This window comes from Cohnella sp. 56 (assembly GCF_037963805.1).
In the GTDB taxonomy this organism is placed as follows: Bacteria; Bacillota; Bacilli; order Paenibacillales; family Paenibacillaceae; genus Cohnella.
Map to the genome: position 1 here is coordinate 18,943 of NZ_JAZDQE010000001.1, position 14,980 is coordinate 33,922.

A 14,980-nucleotide genomic window follows, 5' to 3' on the forward strand; every position below is an offset into this window, starting at 1 on the left:
CCGGTCCGCTGTGGTATAATCGTGGTTGACGTTAATGCGCGGGATGACGATTTAGAAATACAACAGAGGGGAGGTGCCTTGCCAATGAGTCAGCGGAAACGCGCGGCCAAGCCGAAGAGCCGACGTTCCAAGGTGGTGCCGATGCGACTGGACGCCACGTTTTTCTTTGAAAAGGCCGTGCAGTCGCTGGATCGTTACCATTACGACAAGGCCCTCAAGTACTTCCGGCAGGCAGTCCGGTACGAGCCGGAGAATCCGGTGAACCATTGCAACATGGCGGGCATTCTATCGGAGATGGGGCGCTACGAGGAGTCGAACGACATCCTGCGCTCGGTGCTTGAGCGCATCGATCCCGGCATGACGGAGTGCCACTATTATCTGGCGAACAACTACGCCAATATGGAGCAGTACGAGGCGGCGGAGGAGTCGCTGGTCGCCTATCTGGAGAACGACGCCGAGGGGCAGTTCCTGGACGAGGCCGACGAGCTGCTCGACCTGCTGGTCTACGAGCTGAACCGTCCGACCAAGCTGTCGACGATCAAGGCCAAGGAGAGTCTGTACGAGCACGACAGAGCCAGGGAGCTGCTGGAGGCGGGACGCTTCTCCGAGGCGGTGCGGCTGCTGGAGGAGATTCTGGTCAAAAAGCCGGACTTCCTCGCGGCACGCAACAACCTGGGCCTCGCGTACTATTATATGGGCTTGTTCGACAAGTCCGTGCAGACGATCGGCGAAGTGCTGAAGACGGAGCCGGGCAACCTGCATGCACTGTGCAATCTGGCGATCTTCTACCAGCATGCGAACCGGCGGGAGGAGCTTGCCGCGCTGCTCGCCCTGCTGAAGAAGACGATCCCGATCCACCCCGAGCATGTCTTCAAGCTCGGCACGACGATGGGCATCGTCGGGGAGCACCGCGAGGCGTACATCCACTTCACCCGCCTGCTCCGCAAGGGCGAGCTGTCCGGCGAGCCGAGCCTGCATCACTTCGCGGCGGTCGCCTCCGCGAACATCGGCCGCTACGACGAGGCCGAGCGGCACTGGCTGCAGGCCAAGCGGCTCGATACGTCTCCGGCCGTCGCCGAGTTCTATCTGGGCAAATTGGCCAAAGTAAGACGAGGCGAGGCGAGCCCGCCGACGCAATATCACTACCATATGCCGTTCGACGAGCAATTCCGCGAGTGGGAGTCGCATCCCGAGCGGATCTCGGAGACGCTGAAGAAGGACCCGCTCGTGCGCTCCTCGTTCTTCTGGGCGCTCCGCCACGGCGACCGCCGCACGAAGATGCAGGTCATCCAGGCGCTCGGCCTGGTGGCCGACCAGGAGGTCATCGAGGCGCTCAAGGCGTTCCTCGTGGACACCGAGGAAGAGGACGATCTCAAGCGCGTGGCCGTGCTGGTGCTGCGCTCGATCGGCGTGGAGGAAGCGCTCGCCGTCGTCTTCGACGGCCGCACGCTGCGGCTGGACGCGAGGCGCCGGTCCGCGCGGCTGCCCGTATGGGACAGCGCATGGCAGGGCGTGCTGGAGCAGGCGATGGAGCGGATGGCCGGCAGATACGACGTCGTGCAGCAGCATGACATGATGACGCTGTGGGTCGACTATCTGTCGCGCGTCTACCCCGACGTCCCCAAGCTGCGCAATGCGCAGGGCTGGGCGGCCGCGCTGGAATACTGGACGGCGAAGATGCACCGCAGGAGCATTACATACGCGGAGTTGGTGGACGTGTACGGCGCATCCCAGGCGAGCATCAGCCGCTACGCCGGCCGGATCGACGAGGCGTGCGGCATCCGCGAGAAGGTAAAGCTCACGAACCGGGCGTTCCAGGAGCAAACGTAAGACTAGGACCAACAAACTCAACAGGCCGAGGAGGACCAACATATGACGATCCACAAGAGCATCGTAATCGGAACAGGACCGGCGGGCCTCACGGCCGCGATCTATCTGGCGCGCGCCAACATGAGCCCGCTCGTCGTCGAAGGCCCCGAGCCGGGCGGACAGCTGACCACGACGACCGAGGTCGAGAACTTCCCGGGCTTCCCCGAAGGCATCATGGGGCCCGAGCTGATGGCCAATATGCGCCAGCAAGCCGAGCGCTTCGGCGCGCAGTTCCGCACCGGCTGGATCAACTCGGTCGAGCTCGGCGCGCGGCCGTTCACGCTGCATCTCGAAGGCGGCGAGCAGCTGCAGGCGGAGAGCCTGATCATCTCCACCGGCGCGTCGGCCAAGTACCTCGGGATTACGGGCGAAAAGGAGAATGTCGGACGCGGCGTCAGCACCTGCGCGACCTGCGACGGCTTCTTTTTCCGCAACAAAAAGATTATCGTCGTCGGCGGCGGCGACTCCGCGATGGAGGAGGCGAACTTCCTGACGCGCTTCGCGTCGGAGCTGACGCTGGTGCATCGCCGCGGCGAGCTGCGGGCGTCCAAGATCATGCAGGATCGCGCACGCGAGAACGAGAAGATCAGCTGGGGCCTGAACAAGACGCCGCTCGAGGTCGTCGCCGGCCCGCTGGGCGTCACCGGCCTGAAGGTGCGGGACAACGCATCCGGCGCGGAGGAGATTCTGCCGACGGACGGCGTATTCATCGCCATCGGCCACACGCCGAACACGAAGTTCCTCGGCGGTCAGATCGAGACCGACGAACACGGCTACATCGTGACCAAGCCGGACTCCTCCGAGACGAGCATCCCGGGCGTGTTCGCTTGCGGCGACGTGCAGGACACGAAGTACCGTCAGGCGATCACCGCCGCCGGCAGCGGCTGCATGGCCGCGCTCGACTGCGAGAAGTATCTCGAGGGCCATATGGTTCACGACTGGAGCCAGTCGCTGGGCTGAATCGGCAAGCCCGAGCGCGCCGGCCGCAGTGCCGGCGCGTCTCGTGAACGGAATCATCCAATACATTCAAGAGGTGTCTAACCTTATGTCTCAATCGCTATACGTTGGCGTCGATCTGGGCGGTACGACGATCAAGATCGGGCTGTGCAACAACATCGGGGAGCTGCTCCGCACGTATGAAGGGCCTACCGAGACCGAGCTCGGCACCGACCGCATCCTGGACAATATCGCGGCTTACGTGCACTCGCTCGTGCCGCCGGGCACGCCGGAGTGGGAGCAGGTACAGGGCGTCGGCATCGGAATCGCCGGCTTCCTCGACATCCCCGGCGGGATCATCAAGTTCTCCGCGAATTTGCCTTTCCGGCAGGTGCCGGTCAAGCATATCATGGAGGAGAAGCTCGGCAAGCCGGTCAAGATCAACAACGATGCCAACGTAGCCGCGCTCGGAGAAGTGTGGGGCGGCGCGGGACGCGGCGTGCAGAATTGCGTGTGCTACACGCTCGGCACGGGCGTCGGCGGCGGCATCATCGTGAACGGACGCCTGATCGAAGGCTTCAGCGGCATGGCGGGTGAGCTCGGCCACATGGCCGTCGTCCCCGATCTGGAGGCGATCCAGTGCGGTTGCGGACAGATGGGATGCCTCGAGACGGTATCGTCCGCGACCGGCATCATCCGGATGGCGAACGACGCCGTCGCCCGCGGCGACCGCACCTCGCTCTCCCTCGTCGACAAGATTATGGCCAAGGACGTCTTCGACGCAGCCAAGGCAGGGGACGAGGTGTCCCAGCGCATCGTGTCGCGCGCGGCATTTTACCTGGGCAAGTCCATGGCGGCGCTCGCCGTCATCGTCAATCCGCAGCGCTTCATCATCGGCGGCGGCGTGAGCAAGGCGGGCGAGTATCTGTTCGAGCAGATCCGCGAGACGTTCAGCAAGTTTTCGACGGAGACGGCTCAGGCCGGCGTGGATATCGTGCCTGCGGATCTGGGCAACAATGCGGGCGTCGTCGGCGCCGCCGGACTCTTTTTATACGCTTAACCCCGTCCCGGGCTGGTTCGGGACGACTAAGAAGCGCCTGCTTGCCCGGTCAACGGCGGTCAGGCGCTTCGCATTGCAGGGGGAGAGGATTGCACGTGGACAATGCGAGCACGGTATCAAGACCGACGCTGGTCATCATCACCGGGATGTCGGGCGCGGGCAAGACGATTGCGGTACAGAGCATGGAGGATCTCGGGTTTTTCTGCGTCGACAATCTGCCGCCCGTGCTGATCCCGAAGTTCGCCGAGCTGATCGATCAGTCCCAGGGGCGGATCGGCAAGGTCGCGCTCGTCATCGATCTGCGGGGCCGAGAGTTTTTCACGGCGCTGTCGGAGTCGCTGAGCTACATTCGCGAGCACTATACGCTGCACTACGAGATATTGTTCCTCGACGCGACGGACTCCGTGCTCGTACAGCGCTACAAGGAGACCCGCCGCCGCCACCCGCTCGCGCCCGAGGGCATGCCGCTCGACGGCATCCATGCCGAGCGCAAGCTGCTGGAGGACCTGAAGGGCTGGGCGACCCAGGTCATCGATACGAGCAATATCAAGCCGGCACAGCTCAAAGACAAGATCGTCTCCCGCTTCACCGATCTTGACCGCAGCACGCTCGCCGTGAACGTCACGTCGTTCGGCTTCAAGTACGGCGTGCCGATCGACGCGGACCTGATCTTCGACGTGCGGTTCCTGCCGAACCCGCACTACGTCGAGAATCTGCGCCCCAAGACCGGGCAGGACGCCGAGGTGTACGACTATGTGATGAAGTGGCCGGAGACGCAGACCTTCATCGCGAAGCTGCTCGATATGCTGCAGTATCTCATCCCGCTGTACCACAAGGAAGGCAAGAGCCAGGTCGTCATCGGCATCGGCTGCACGGGAGGCAAGCACCGCTCGGTGGCGCTCGCCGAATATCTCGGCCGCATGCTGAGCGCGGGCGAGACCGAGGCGGTTCGCGTCAGCCACCGCGACGCGGAGAGAGATCGTCATGGCTAAGGCGCGGAGAGACGTCAGGCAGCCGCGCATCGTCGTCATCGGCGGCGGCACGGGCCTGTCGGTCATGCTGCGGGGGTTGAAGCATCAGCCGCTCGACATCACGGCCATCGTCACGGTCGCCGACGACGGCGGCAGCTCGGGCATATTGCGCTCCGAGCTGCAGATGCCGCCGCCGGGCGACATCCGCAACGTGCTGACGGCGCTGGCCGATACGGAGCCGCTGCTCGCCGATATGCTGTCCTACCGGTTCATGGGCGGCGCGGGATTGGCCGGTCACAGCTTGGGCAATCTGATACTGGCTGCGATGACCGACATATCCGGCGACTTCGTCACCGGCGTCAGAGAGCTGAGCCGCGTGCTGGCCGTCCGGGGGCGCGTGCTCCCGGCAGCCAATCAGGCGATCTTGCTCAAGGCGGAGATGGAGGACGGCAGCATCGTCGAGGGCGAATCGCAGATCCCGAAGTCGGGGCTCGCCATCAAGCGGGTGTTCATCGAACCCGCGGATGTAGAGCCGCTGGAGGAAGCCGTCGAGGCGATCGAGGAAGCCGATGCGATTCTGATCGGCCCGGGCAGTCTGTACACCAGCATCATGCCGAATCTGCTCGTGCCGAAGCTCGCGGACGCCATTTTGAATTCGAATGCGGTCAAGATTTTCGTATGCAATGTGATGACCCAGCCGGGCGAGACCGACAACTACTCGGTGGGCGATCATCTGGATGCGGTTCATGCGCATATCGGTCATCATCTGTTCGATTATGTCATCGTCAACAACGGAGAGATACCTCCGCAGGTGCACAGCATGTATGCGGAGCAGGGTTCCGCGGCCGTCCATCTGGACCTGGACGAGGTGGAGCGGCGCGGCTACAAGGTCATCGCCGATCGTCTGGTGCTGTTCCGGACCTATCTGCGCCATGATGCCGTCAGGCTGAGCGAGCACATCTACCAGCTGGTGGAGGATTGGATGCTGAGGAAGGAGTGAGCAAGACTTGTCGTTCGCCGCACAGACCAAAAAAGAACTGACCCTGATCGAGTCCGAAGGCTGCTGCGACATCGCCGAGCTGTCTGCGCTGATTCGCATGAACGGATCCGTGTCGCTCTCGAGCAAGCGGATCGTACTCGACATTTCTACAGAGAATGCAGCCATCGCCCGTCGGATCTATACATTGCTGAAGCGGCACTATCCCGTGCCGACCGAGCTGCTCGTACGCAAAAAGATGCGACTCAAAAAAAACAACGTTTATATCGTAAGGGTGCCCGCGGTTGTCGAGCAGCTGCTCGGCGATCTGAAGATCGCGAGCGCGGGTTTCCAATTCAACTCGGATATCGACAGGGATCTCGTGCGCAAGTCGTGCTGCAAAAAGGCCTACCTGCGCGGCGCATTTCTCGCCGGCGGATCGGTCAACAATCCCGAAGGCTCGTCGTACCATCTGGAGATCGCCTCCATGTACGAGGAGCACTGCAAGGCGCTGGTCGACCTCGCCAACAAGTTTCATCTGAACGCCAGGTTCATCGAGCGCAAAAAGGGCTTTATTTTATATATTAAAGAAGGCGAAAAGATCATCGAGTTCCTCAGCATCATCGGCGCGCACCAGGCGCTGTTCAAGTTCGAGGACGTCCGCATCATGCGGGACATGCGCAACTCGGTCAACCGGATCGTCAACTGCGAGACCGCCAATCTGAACAAGACGATCGGAGCGGCGGTGAGACAGATCGACAACATCAAGCTGCTGCAAAAAGAGGTCGGCCTCGAGAATCTGCCCGACAAGCTGCGCGAGGTGGCGGAGATCCGGCTCATGCATCCCGATATGAACCTCAAAGAGGTCGGCGACATGCTCAAGGGACAGGTCAGCAAGTCGGGCGTGAACCACCGGCTGCGCAAGATCGACGAGTGGGCGGAAAAAATCCGGGGCGGCGCTTTATAAGCCTGTGGCACAACCGCGCGCTCTAATGCTATAATAGATAACAAACCATGTGCGGTGGGTCCCGTGTACCGGGATGAGAACAAAGACAGGGGGATTCGTTCCATGACGAGACAGCCGGTTGTTGTTCGGCTTAAGACGGGGCTTCACGCCAGACCGGCGGCCTTATTCGTGCAAGAAGCCAATAAATTCTCCTCGGACGTATTTGTGGAGAAGGAAGACAAGCGCGTTAACGCGAAGAGCATCATGGGTATCATGAGTCTGGCGATCAGCTCGGGCACCGAAGTATCCATTAGTGCCGAAGGTTCGGACGCAGAGCAAGCTGTAACCGCTTTAGTCCAACTGGTCAGCAAGGAAGAGCTGGAGAACCAATAACAGGCAGATGCGCGAGCTCCCGGATGGGGGCTTTTTGCTTTTTACAGCCATTGTTTTCAAGCGGCGGGCGTATGGACAGCCTGAACGGGGGCCTATAATTTAATGGTCTCGTTGCAACCTTTTTCCTATGGGGAGCGTCGAGTAGACAAACCTGAATATGGAGGGGTCTATGATGGGTAAAAGGACAGTGCAGGTCGCAGTGCTGGCGGTAACGATGGTCGCAGCGGGTTGGTTCGGACAGGCGAAGCTGGGGGCTGATCAGGTTATGGCGGAAACGACGACAGCCGTGCAGGCGGCGAGCATTCAGAACGCGGTGACGGTGGGAGCTGCGGGCTCGATCAAGGTGGAGCCGGACGTGGCGTACCTGAACTTCGGCGTCGACGCGCGGGGCAAGACAGCGCAGGAAGCGCAGCAAGCAGCGGCAACGAAGTTCGCCGCCGTCGAGAAGGCGCTGTACGAGACGTACAAGATCGACAAGAAGGACGTGCAGACGACCGGCTTCGGCGTGCAGCCGGAGTACAACTACACCGAGAAGGACGGACAGGTGCTGAAGGGCTACCTGGCGACGCATACGGTGCGCGTGACGTACCGCGATCTCGCCGGCATCGGCAAGCTGCTCGACGCCGTATCCGCCGCGGGTGCGAACCGCGTGGACGGCGTACAGTTCAGCACCGAGAAGCAAGACCAATACGAGCTTGAAGCTTTGAAGAAGGCGATGGCGAACGCAGGCGCCAAGGCGTCGGTGCTCGCGACGTCCGCGAGCCGCTCGCTCGGCCCGGTCATCAATATCGTGCAGGGCGATGCGGCCGACGTGCCGATCGTCATGCAGAGCCGGGACATGATGAAAATGGCTGCCGCATCGGCTGCCGGCGAGTCCTCCTCCCTGCAGGCCGGGCAGATTGAGATTACGGCGAACGTGACCGTGCAGTACGAACTGAAATAGGCCGCGCGCTTAGTGAGTCAGGAGCCGCTCTCCGTCGGGGAGCGGCTTTTGGTTTGGGCTGGCTCGTGTTGGGGGGGGCGGGCGGCGGCTGTCGGCGGCTCGCAGTAGCGGGGGCTGCGGCAGCGAGCGGGCCGCTGTAGCGGGGCTTGGAGAGCAGCGGGTGGTCCGCTGTAGCGGCGCATCTCTCGCTTAGAGCAGAGGTTGCTCCGCGTAACAGCGCATTCCGCGCTTACAGCCCGCCAAACCGAGCCTCCCCCCGCTGTAGCGGCACATCTCTCGCTTAGAGCAGAGGCTGCTCCGCGTAACAGCACATTCCGCGCTTACAGCCCGCCAAACCGAGCCTCCCCCCGCTGTAGCCGCGCTTTTCTCGCTTAGAGCAGAGGCTGCTCCGCGTAACAGCGCATTCCGCGCTTACAGCCCACCAAACCGAGCCTCCCCCCGCTGTAGCCGCGCTTTTCTCGCTTAGAGCAGAGGCTGCTCCGCGTAACAGCGCATTCCGCGCTTCCTATATGCGGCCCTCCGTTCTGCATGGATATCGGAACGGAATTCTGCGTCAGCCCTCCTGTCGGAGGAGAGCCGAGCATGAACAACGGGGTCTTGCCTGTAGGAAAAACGTTGTTGACTCTCCCCCGAGAGGAGACTGTACGATCCGGATATCACAAGAGGAGGTGGCATCATGCCGTACACGGTCAAGGAGATGTCGGAGCTGTCGAAGGTGACGATCAAGACGCTGCATCATTATCATAAAATCGGGCTGCTCATGCCGTGCGATATCAGCGAGGGCGGTTATCGTCTGTATGGGGCGGAGGAGGTCAAGCGGCTGCAGGAGATTCTGTTCTATCGTGAGCTGGACTTCCCGCTGGAGGAGATCAAGCGCCTGCTGGATGAAGCCCCTGACCGGCTCGGGATTCTGGAGAGCCAGCAGTCGCTCATTCGTGAGCGGCAGCTTCGGCTGGAGCGACTGTCCGCTGCGCTGGCGGCTTCGATCGCCTCGGAGCGGGAGGGGAGCCTGCTGCCGGAGGCCGAGCTGTTCGCCGGCTTCGGGACGGCGGAGGAATGGGAGGCGGCGCTGGCCGAGCAGCGTCGTCATCTGCAGGATGCGTACGGCTACGAGCTTCCGGGGGCCGAAGCGATCGATCCCGCGCAGATGAACCGCCAGGCGGCAGAGGCAGCGCGATTCATGAACGAGATGGCCGGCGCGCTGCGCGAGGGGCTGGCACACGACGATGAGGAGACCCGAAGCCGGATCGGCCGGCATCTCGCGGCGCAGCGGGAGGAAGGCGTCCCGACAGGGCCAGCCGAGTTCGCTCTCCAGACCAGGTTCTTCCTGGGGGACGGGTTCCATCGCGAGATGCTGGAGTCGATGCAGACCGGTCTTGCTTATTATCTCTGTCTGGCGGCCGAGAGCTACGCTGCGGATGCGGAGCGTCCGGTCTAAAACGAAAGAGCGCCTCCTTGACCGCTGTAATCAGCGTCAGGGAGGCGCTCTGCTTGGTGAATGAGTAGCAGCGCTGCAAACTAGGCTTTAAGACGATGCTCCAGATTGCGCAGCTCGATGGCGTCCTCGAGCAACTCGATGAATTCGTTGGACAAATTCATCTTCTTGGCTTCGCGATAGACCTCGAGCAGATGATCGTCCTTGAGCGGGCGAAGCAGGGATGCCTTATCCTTAAGCGTACGTGCGATCATATGGCTTGAATCATCGTTAAAGGCGTGGGTCGCGTGCAGGCTCTCAGGCGTATGGCGCGGCACAAGATGCAAGGAATGATAGGATTGGTTCATGGTAAATCTCCTTTCTGTCTTGCTGTCCAATTCCTATTCCATAACAAGATATGGAGGGAAATGGTACGACTATGAATATAGAATAACATGTTCAGTCGGATTCGCAGAGGGGGAACTCGAGTCGTTAAATTGTTATTGACATAGAAGTGATTATATGATAACAATTTCAGATGAAAATCATTCTCAGTTAAGGGGGGCAAGTCAATGAACCCGCACTTGCCTTTAAACCGATTGCCCGAAGCATCGGCGCCGGATCAGCTATGGTTCAAGCTGCGCAGCGCGGAATCCCGCCTCCTGGCGGCGGACAGCACGGAATTGCTCGATACCCACGCACTGATCGTCGCTTGCGGCGGAGAGGGCGACCTGTACCTGGACCTGGCCCGGCATCGTCTCGGCCCGGAGAGCGTGTATCTCGCGGCCTCCGGCCAGACGCTCGGCCTGAGGCCGGGCGGCGGACGGGCACGTGAGCTGTATATCGTGCGCTTCGATGCGCGGCTTGAGAGCGGGGAGCCGGCGCGGCTGCCGCTCTGCGGCATGCTCTCCTGCGACGAGGACGGCGCGCTGCGTCAGCGCTGCTCCCTCCTGGCAGCGTGTATGGCCAGCGGCAGCGCGATCGAGAGATATAGGGGCGAAGCGCTGCTCCACGAGATGCTGCACCTGGTGTGGGCCAAGCCGGACGTGCGGCCGGAGGCGGGGGCCAGGGCAGCGTTGGAGAGGACGCTGGCGTACATGGAGACGCACTACGCCGAGCCGTTGACGATCGAGCGCCTCGCGCAGATGGCGGAGATCAGCCCGAAGTACTATGTCGATCTGTTCAAAAAGGCGTACGGCCGAAGCGCCATCGATTACTTGACGGAGGTCCGGCTGAACGAGGCCAAGCGGCTGATCGCCCGGAGCGAAGCGCGGCTGTCCGATATCGCGCACCGGATCGGTTATCAGGACGAGTTCTACTTCAGCCGCAAGTTCAAGCAGCACACGGGCATGCCGCCGGCAGCTTACCGCAAGAGCAAGCGGCTCAAGATTGCTGCCTATATGCCGCATATCACCGGCCACCTCATTGCGTTGAACCGGCATCCACACGCCGCTCCGCTGCACCCGAAGTGGACGCCGAGCTATTATGCCGAGCACCGGCACGACATCTCGCTTCATCTGAACGCGTATATGGCCGATCGCGACTGGCGGTCCGACATTCACGCGCTGGCGGCGTCTGTGCCGCATCTGATCGTAGCGACCGACGCCGTGTCGTCCGAAGAACGAGCGGCGCTGGCCTCCATAGCGGAGGTGCTGCAGCTTCGCGAGAGCGACGGCTGGCGTGATCAGCTGCGGCAGCTGTCGGACCGCCTGGGCGAGCGGGAGGAGGCCGAGGCATGGCTCGACCGATACGAGCGCCGGCGCGCAGCGGCAGGCCGGCAGCTTCGCGAGGCGTTCGGCAGCGAACGCATCCTCGTGCTGAGCTACCGCCGGGACCGATTCACCGCATGGCCGATTCGCGGGATTGCGGAGCTGCTCGGCGAGGAGCTGGGCCTTAGCCTGGCGGGGGCGCCGGCGGAGGCGGGGCGCGCCATGACGCTGGAGGACATCGCGGCGATAGACGCAGACTGGCTCTGGATGAATATCAAGCAGGAGTCGGCGACGCTCGTCCGCTGGCGCGCGATCGAGGCGTCGGAGGCGTGGCAGAATCTGCCCGCCGTGCGGAGGCGCCGGGTCCGGCTGCTGTCCTCCGATCCCTGGCGGGAATACTCGGCCTGCGCGATGGAGCGCAAGCTGGAAGATCTGCTGCGCATGCCCCAGGGATATCGTCCAGATCAATTCCGGATTTAGTCCATGTTCCGTCGAGCGCCGCTCCTCTATAATACATTTGAGAATGATTATCATTCCTAAAAAATGAAGAATAGAGGGATCATCGTAATGAACAAAAGCTTCAAGCTGTTGATGATGGTGTGCGTGGTGCTGCTGAGCCTGGGGGCGATGTCGAGCGCATCCGCCGCACCGGCCAAGCGGCAGATTACTTATAACGGCAAGACGTATTCGGTGCCCGCGAAGACCGACAAGATCGTGGTCGTCGGCGCGCTGGAGTCGCTGGAGGATGCGCTTGTCCTGAACTACAGCCCGCTCGGCGCCTCGACGGTCGGCGGCAAGTTCCAAGTGCTGTACGCCAAGATCACCGCGAAGACGGTCGGCATCGGCGAGAAGACCGAGCCGAGCCTGGAGAAAATCCTGAAGCTGAAGCCGGACGTCATCCTCAGCAGCACCAAGTTCCCGGCGGCGACGAACGCCAAGCTGGCCAAGATTGCCGTGACGATCCCGGTATCCCACATCTCGACGGACTGGCAGCGCAATCTGTATCTGCTGGCCGATCTGACGGGCAAGACGAAGGAAGTCAAGGCGATCCTCGATCAATATCAGAAGGACGTCAAGACGGCACAGGCCAAGGTCGGCCCCAAGTTCAAGGGCAAGACGGCGGTCGCGCTGCGGGTCCGCTCGGGCAATCTGTTCGTCTATCCGCAGGACGTCTTCTTCAATCCGTCGCTCTACAAGGAGCTGGGCGCTACGGCCCCTGGCGAGGTGCTGAAGGCGAAGGCGCAGCAGAACATCTCGCTCGAGCAGTTCTCCGACATTAACCCGGATTATATCTTCCTGCAATTTTCCGCAGACGAGAACAAGGATAATCCCAAGGCGCTCGACGAGCTGAAGGCCAACCCGATCTGGACGAGCCTCAAGGCCGTTAAAAACGGCAACGTCTACGTCAATCTGGTCGATCCGCTCTCCCAAGGCGGCACTGCTTACAGCAAGATCTCTTTCCTCGAGGCATTGAAGAAGACGAATCTCTGGAAGTAAGCGAAGTCAGCGCGCTATGACGGCGGCCGCGGCAATCCTCTTCGGATGCCGGGCCGCCGTCCTGCGGAATCGGGGTATGGACAGCATGCAATATCGCCGCAACAAAATCAGCCTATGGATTCTCGTGCTGGCGCCGGCCGCCATCGCGGCAGCGCTGATCCTCTCGGTCCTGCTCGGGTCCAAGGACATCGGCACCGGCACGGTGCTGGACGCGCTGCTGCGCTTCGATCCGGGCAACGTCGATCATCAGATCATCCGTCATTCCCGCATTCCGCGCGCGGTCGGGGCGATGCTCGTCGGCGCGTTCCTCGCCGTATCCGGCGCATTGATGCAGGGCATGACGAGAAACTATCTCGCGTCTCCCTCCGTGCTGGGCGTCACGGACGGATCGGCATTCGCCATCACCTTGTGCATGGTGCTGGCGCCGAACGCGTCGTCGATGGGGATGATCGCCTGCTCGCTGATCGGATCGGCAGCCAGCATTGCGGTCGTATTCGGCCTGTCGTTCGCGCTGCCCGGCGGTCTATCGCCTGTCCGCATGGCGATACTGGGCACGGTCGTCGGCACCTTCCTGAGCGGGGTATCGGCGGCAGTGGCGACTTATTTTCAGATCTCCCAAAATATCAGCTTCTGGTACAATGCTAGGCTCCACCAGCTCGATCCGGGGCTGATACAGCTCGCTGTGCCGTTCGCCGTCGTCGGACTCGGGCTGGCGATGTGGATCGCGAGGCCGGTCACCTTGCTGTCGCTCGGGGAAGAGACCGCGTCGGGACTGGGACAGCGGACCGGTCTGGTCAAGTTCGCCGCCATGGCGAGCGTCGTCATCCTGACGGGCATCTCCGTCGCGATCGCGGGCAAGATTGCCTTCATCGGCCTGATCGTGCCGCATATCGTACGCTATGCGACACGGGACATCGACTATGCCCGGCTCATCCCCTGCGCGGCTGTCGCAGGCGGCGTCTTCCTGACACTGTGCGATGTGCTGGCACGCTTCCTGAACTATCCGTTCGAGATGCCGATCGGCGTCGTGACGGCAGTGCTGGGCGTTCCCTTCATCCTGTACCTGATCCGGACGAAGGGAGGCGGACGGCATGCCTCATAGACACGGCCGAGGACGTGGACGAGCGAAGTACGCGGGCATACTCGCCGTCGGCATCGCGCTGCTGGCGGCCGCGACGTACGTCAGCCTGACCGATGGAGCGTTCGACATCCCGCTGCGGGACGTCGTCAAGACGTTGCTGCGGATCGCGCCCAACCCGGACTGGGACCTCGTCATCTTCGAATTCCGGCTGCCCCGGATCGTCACGGCGCTGCTCGTCGGGGCAGGACTCGGCATTGCCGGCGCCGTCCTGCAGAGCGTGACGCGCAACGGGTTGGCCGACCCCGGCATTCTCGGCATCAATGCCGGAGCGGGTGCGGCCGTCGTGATCTTTCTGTATTTTTTCCAGGGAGAGGTTCAGGGCACGGGCATATTCTCCGTCATGGCGATGCCGCTGTTCGGTCTGCTCGGCGGGCTGCTGGCGGCGGTGCTGATCTACTTGTTCTCCTGGCATGGCGGCCGCCTGGAATCTCAGCGTCTGCTGCTGACCGGAATCGCGGTCGGAGCGGGACTGAGCGCGATCTCGCTGTTCCTGACGCTGCGGATGAACGCCGGGGACTTCGAGATGGTCGCCGTCTGGACCTCCGGCAGCATCTACAATGCAAACTGGCTGTACATCGCGGCGATGCTGCCCTGGTTCGCGCTGTGCGTGCCTCTCATCTGGCTCCAGTCGCGCACGCTGGATTTGTTCCACCTGGACGATGACAGCATCCGCAGCGCGGGCGCAAGGTCGGAGCTGCAGAAGGCGCTGCTGCTGCTCTGCGGCATCGGCCTTGTGAGCGCATGCGTATCCGTATCCGGCGGAATTGGCTTTGTTGGCCTGATGGCACCGCACATTGCGAGGCGGCTGACTGGCTACTCCTATCGTCGCATCTTGCCGACATGCGCGATGATCGGCGCGCTGCTCGTGCTCGCGGCCGATTATATCGGCAGGACGGCGTTCGCGCCGAGCGAGCTGCCCGTCGGCATGGTGATCGCGATCATCGGCGGGCCGAGCTTCATCTATCTGTGGGCGCGCGGGCGCAGAAGCGTGTGATGGACGTGTGATGGGCGTATGATGGGGATGTTTGGGGAAAAGGGAACAGCGGTCCGGAAGCGGGCAATGAGAGGATGGATGTCGATATGGCGGAACTAGAATTGGCGCAAAGGGCGCCGAGCGCGCGGACG

At 62.2% G+C, this 14,980-nt stretch carries 14 protein-coding genes; 13 read left to right on the forward strand and 1 reads right to left on the reverse strand.

Annotated elements, in window-relative coordinates; translation table 11 throughout:
* Positions 1 to 84 precede the first annotated feature (84 nt).
* The 9 genes from VQ071_RS00135 (at position 85) to VQ071_RS00175 (ending at position 9,532) form a co-directional block, all read left to right on the forward strand.
* Positions 85 to 1,830: a tetratricopeptide repeat protein gene (locus VQ071_RS00135; protein ID WP_340511810.1), complete on the forward strand. Its 1,746-nt coding sequence runs from the start codon at positions 85 to 87 to the stop codon at positions 1,828 to 1,830.
* 48 nt (positions 1,831 to 1,878) lie between these two features.
* Entirely contained in the window at positions 1,879 to 2,829 is a 951-nt protein-coding gene (gene trxB, locus VQ071_RS00140; protein ID WP_340512363.1) for a thioredoxin-disulfide reductase, read from the forward strand.
* An 85-nt stretch (positions 2,830 to 2,914) separates the two neighbouring features.
* Positions 2,915 to 3,865, forward strand: coding sequence for an ROK family glucokinase (locus tag VQ071_RS00145; protein ID WP_340511811.1), 951 nt, complete (start codon positions 2,915 to 2,917; stop codon positions 3,863 to 3,865).
* A 95-nt stretch (positions 3,866 to 3,960) separates the two neighbouring features.
* On the forward strand, positions 3,961 to 4,857 hold the full coding sequence (gene rapZ / locus VQ071_RS00150) for an RNase adapter RapZ (protein WP_340511812.1): 897 nt from the start codon (positions 3,961 to 3,963) through the stop codon (positions 4,855 to 4,857).
* On the forward strand, positions 4,850 to 5,836 hold the full coding sequence (locus tag VQ071_RS00155) for a gluconeogenesis factor YvcK family protein (protein WP_340511813.1): 987 nt from the start codon (positions 4,850 to 4,852) through the stop codon (positions 5,834 to 5,836). The genes rapZ and VQ071_RS00155 overlap by 8 nt, the downstream gene beginning before the upstream one ends.
* Before the next feature lie 7 nt (positions 5,837 to 5,843).
* Positions 5,844 to 6,779, forward strand: a complete 936-nt coding sequence (gene whiA / locus VQ071_RS00160) for a DNA-binding protein WhiA (RefSeq protein ID WP_340511814.1) — start codon at positions 5,844 to 5,846, stop codon at positions 6,777 to 6,779.
* Positions 6,780 to 6,881: 102 nt separating this feature from the next.
* Positions 6,882 to 7,151 (forward strand): HPr family phosphocarrier protein, encoded by a 270-nt coding sequence (locus VQ071_RS00165; RefSeq protein WP_090117078.1) that lies wholly within the window; start codon positions 6,882 to 6,884, stop codon positions 7,149 to 7,151.
* A 172-nt stretch (positions 7,152 to 7,323) separates the two neighbouring features.
* The gene (locus VQ071_RS00170; protein ID WP_340511815.1) at positions 7,324 to 8,094 is read left to right on the forward strand and encodes an SIMPL domain-containing protein; all 771 of its coding nucleotides are present in this window, start codon (positions 7,324 to 7,326) and stop codon (positions 8,092 to 8,094) included.
* 676 nt (positions 8,095 to 8,770) lie between these two features.
* Positions 8,771 to 9,532, forward strand: a complete 762-nt coding sequence (locus tag VQ071_RS00175) for a MerR family transcriptional regulator (protein WP_340511816.1) — start codon at positions 8,771 to 8,773, stop codon at positions 9,530 to 9,532.
* Between the two features lie 80 nt (positions 9,533 to 9,612).
* On the opposite strand, the gene VQ071_RS00180 is transcribed toward VQ071_RS00175, so the two are convergent.
* Positions 9,613 to 9,876, reverse strand: coding sequence for a sporulation histidine kinase inhibitor Sda (locus VQ071_RS00180; protein WP_340511817.1), 264 nt, complete (start codon positions 9,874 to 9,876; stop codon positions 9,613 to 9,615).
* Positions 9,877 to 10,080: 204 nt separating this feature from the next.
* Here VQ071_RS00180 and VQ071_RS00185 point away from each other — a divergent pair, with 204 nt between their 5' ends.
* The 4 genes from VQ071_RS00185 (at position 10,081) to VQ071_RS00200 (ending at position 14,849) form a co-directional block, all read left to right on the forward strand.
* Entirely contained in the window at positions 10,081 to 11,697 is a 1,617-nt protein-coding gene (locus VQ071_RS00185; RefSeq protein WP_340511818.1) for an AraC family transcriptional regulator, read from the forward strand.
* An 87-nt stretch (positions 11,698 to 11,784) separates the two neighbouring features.
* Entirely contained in the window at positions 11,785 to 12,714 is a 930-nt protein-coding gene (locus VQ071_RS00190; RefSeq protein WP_340511819.1) for an ABC transporter substrate-binding protein, read from the forward strand.
* A gap of 85 nt (positions 12,715 to 12,799) precedes the next feature.
* Entirely contained in the window at positions 12,800 to 13,816 is a 1,017-nt protein-coding gene (locus tag VQ071_RS00195; RefSeq protein WP_340512364.1) for a FecCD family ABC transporter permease, read from the forward strand.
* A complete protein-coding gene (locus VQ071_RS00200; protein WP_340511820.1) occupies positions 13,806 to 14,849 on the forward strand; it encodes a FecCD family ABC transporter permease in 1,044 nt (347 codons plus the stop codon). The genes VQ071_RS00195 and VQ071_RS00200 overlap by 11 nt, the downstream gene beginning before the upstream one ends.
* Positions 14,850 to 14,980 lie beyond the last annotated feature (131 nt).

Excerpts from the sequence above, each read along its gene's own strand:
- VQ071_RS00180 (WP_340511817.1), bottom strand. The coding sequence starts at position 9,876 with ATGAACCAATCCTATCATTCCTTGCATCTTGTGCCGCGCCATACGCCT.
- VQ071_RS00170 (WP_340511815.1), top strand. The coding sequence starts at position 7,324 with ATGGGTAAAAGGACAGTGCAGGTCGCAGTGCTGGCGGTAACGATGGTC.
- VQ071_RS00195 (WP_340512364.1), top strand. The coding sequence starts at position 12,800 with ATGCAATATCGCCGCAACAAAATCAGCCTATGGATTCTCGTGCTGGCG.
- VQ071_RS00190 (WP_340511819.1), top strand. The coding sequence starts at position 11,785 with ATGAACAAAAGCTTCAAGCTGTTGATGATGGTGTGCGTGGTGCTGCTG.
- VQ071_RS00165 (WP_090117078.1), top strand. The coding sequence starts at position 6,882 with ATGACGAGACAGCCGGTTGTTGTTCGGCTTAAGACGGGGCTTCACGCC.
- VQ071_RS00200 (WP_340511820.1), top strand. The coding sequence starts at position 13,806 with ATGCCTCATAGACACGGCCGAGGACGTGGACGAGCGAAGTACGCGGGC.
- VQ071_RS00145 (WP_340511811.1), top strand. The coding sequence starts at position 2,915 with ATGTCTCAATCGCTATACGTTGGCGTCGATCTGGGCGGTACGACGATC.
- VQ071_RS00135 (WP_340511810.1), top strand. The coding sequence starts at position 85 with ATGAGTCAGCGGAAACGCGCGGCCAAGCCGAAGAGCCGACGTTCCAAG.
- VQ071_RS00175 (WP_340511816.1), top strand. The coding sequence starts at position 8,771 with ATGCCGTACACGGTCAAGGAGATGTCGGAGCTGTCGAAGGTGACGATC.
- VQ071_RS00155 (WP_340511813.1), top strand. The coding sequence starts at position 4,850 with ATGGCTAAGGCGCGGAGAGACGTCAGGCAGCCGCGCATCGTCGTCATC.
- VQ071_RS00185 (WP_340511818.1), top strand. The coding sequence starts at position 10,081 with ATGAACCCGCACTTGCCTTTAAACCGATTGCCCGAAGCATCGGCGCCG.